The sequence below is a fragment of the Nostoc sp. UHCC 0251 genome (assembly GCF_034932245.1).
GTDB lineage: Bacteria > Cyanobacteriota > Cyanobacteriia > Cyanobacteriales > Nostocaceae > Nostoc.
Genome location: NZ_JAYGHD010000252.1, coordinates 1 through 2,063, shown reverse-complemented (window position 1 = coordinate 2,063; position 2,063 = coordinate 1). Strand labels below are relative to the sequence as shown.

The window sequence follows — 2,063 nt, the reverse complement described above, 5'->3', positions numbered from 1 at the left end:
TCCTGCGGTTTAAAATTCATCGATGAAGAACGGGTTCACCTGCATCACATCGACGAAAATCACGCCAACTGGAAGAAAAATAATCTTGAAGCAATTCACGAGAGTTGCCACGATTATAAACACATGAGCAAAAGCACAAGCTAAGAACATCGGAAGCTGGGTGCGGTGAAAGTCGCACGCCCAGATTTAACCGAGAGTTGCCCCGAATAATATCGGGCATCGACTCAACCCCTGGTATTTGTGGCCTTGATTTTCATTTATGCCTTCCAAATGGACAAGCTAGACCAAAAATACAATCTCAAGAAGTGAGGAAAAACCGTGTCAGTTGAAATTTGGACTATTGTATTAGTTGGACTTTCCTTCCTCGCCTACATTTATATAGGTTGGCAATCACGAGTCGAAAATAGTAAAGACTTCTTTATAGCAGGTCAAGGGATACCTTCAATTGCCAATGGTGCGGCTACCGCCGCGGACTGGATGTCCGCAGCCTCGTTTATTTCAATGGCGGGGCTGATTTCTTTTTTGGGCTACGATGGTTCTATTTATTTGATGGGCTGGACTGGCGGCTATGTACTGCTAGCATTATTATTAGCCCCCTATCTTCGGAAATTTGGTAAGTATACAGTGCCAGATTTCGTAGGAGATCGCTACTACTCTAATATCGCTCGTCTGGTGGCGGTAGTGGCAGCCATTTTCGTCTCTCTCACCTACGTTGCTGGACAAATGCGGGGCGTGGGCATTGTTTTTAGCCGCTTCCTCCAAGTAGATATCAATACAGGTGTGATCATCGGTATGGTGATCGTGGGCTTTTTCTCTGTGTTGGGGGGGATGAAAGGCATTACTTGGACACAAGTTGCACAGTACTCTGTGTTGATTTTTGCTTACCTGATTCCAGCGATCGCGATCGCCTGGTTTCTTACTGGTAATCCTGTTCCCCAGTTAGCATTTACCTTCAGTGATATTGCTGATAAACTTAATAAAATCCAAGTTGACCTGGGGTTTAAGCCGTATACTGAACCATTTGTGAATAAGACGATGCTAGATGTCTTGTTCACCACCATTGCTCTGATGGTAGGCACTGCTGGCTTACCCCATATCATTGTCCGATTTTACACAGTAAAGAGTGTGCGGGCAGCCCGTTTTTCTGCTGGTTGGGCACTACTATTTATCGCTATTCTTTATACCACTGCTCCAGCCCTTTCCATGTTTGCCCGCTACAATCTGATTGATTCCCTGCACAATCATACAGTTACAGAAGTGCAGCAGTTAGACTGGGCGACTAAGTGGGAAAAAACTAAACTGTTGGCTTTTAATGACATCAATAAGGATGGGCGTTTCCAGTTAACTCCGAGCAAAGACACCAATGAAATAAACATTGACCGAGATATCATCGTCCTTTCCACTCCAGAGGTAGCTAACCTGCCGCCGTGGGTGATTGGCTTGGTAGCAGCTGGCGGTTTGGCTGCTGCTTTGTCTACAGCATCCGGCTTATTATTAGTAATTTCTAGTTCCATCGCCCACGATATCTACTACCGCATCATAGATTCATCAGCCTCAGAACAAAAACGGGTATTTGTTGGGCGGATCATGGTAGGTTTTTCCCTCGTCCTTGCCGGATATTTTGGGGTGAATCCGCCGGGATTTGTGAGTGAGGTAGTAGCTTTTGCCTTCGGTTTGGCTGCTGCTAGTTTCTTCCCAGTGATTTTCCTGGGGATTTTCGATAAGCGGACCAATTCTGAAGGTGCGATCGCCGGCATGTTGACGGGTTTAATTTTTACGATTATCTACATTGTCGGCGTTAAGTTTGGGGGTATGCAACCTTGGTTTTTTGGAGTTTCTCCAGAAGGAATTGGTACTTTGGGGATGCTAATCAACTTCGCTGTAACCCTAGTGGTTTCTCGCCTAACGCCCCCTCCTCCACCAGAGATTCAAGCGATGGTAGAAGACCTCCGCAGCCCGATTATTGAAGAGTAGGGCATTGGGCATTGGGCATTGGGCATGGGGCATGGGGCATTGGGCATTGGGAAAAGACAAGGAAGAAACTTGTTCAATAATTCTCCCTT

The 2,063-nt window shown here is 46.0% G+C and carries 2 protein-coding genes and 1 pseudogene; all 3 read left to right on the top strand.

Going from position 1 to position 2,063, the window contains the following annotated elements; all coding sequences use genetic code 11:
- Positions 1 to 144 (top strand): HNH endonuclease (locus VB740_RS17985; RefSeq protein ID WP_323201318.1); only part of this gene is annotated, 144 nt, incomplete at its 5' end.
- Between the two features lie 87 nt (positions 145 to 231).
- Positions 232 to 309: pseudogene (locus VB740_RS17980) on the top strand (sodium/substrate symporter small subunit); the annotation flags it as partial.
- 9 nt (positions 310 to 318) lie between these two features.
- On the top strand, positions 319 to 1,974 hold the full coding sequence (locus VB740_RS17975; protein WP_323201317.1) for a sodium:solute symporter family protein: 1,656 nt from the start codon (positions 319 to 321) through the stop codon (positions 1,972 to 1,974).
- Positions 1,975 to 2,063 lie beyond the last annotated feature (89 nt).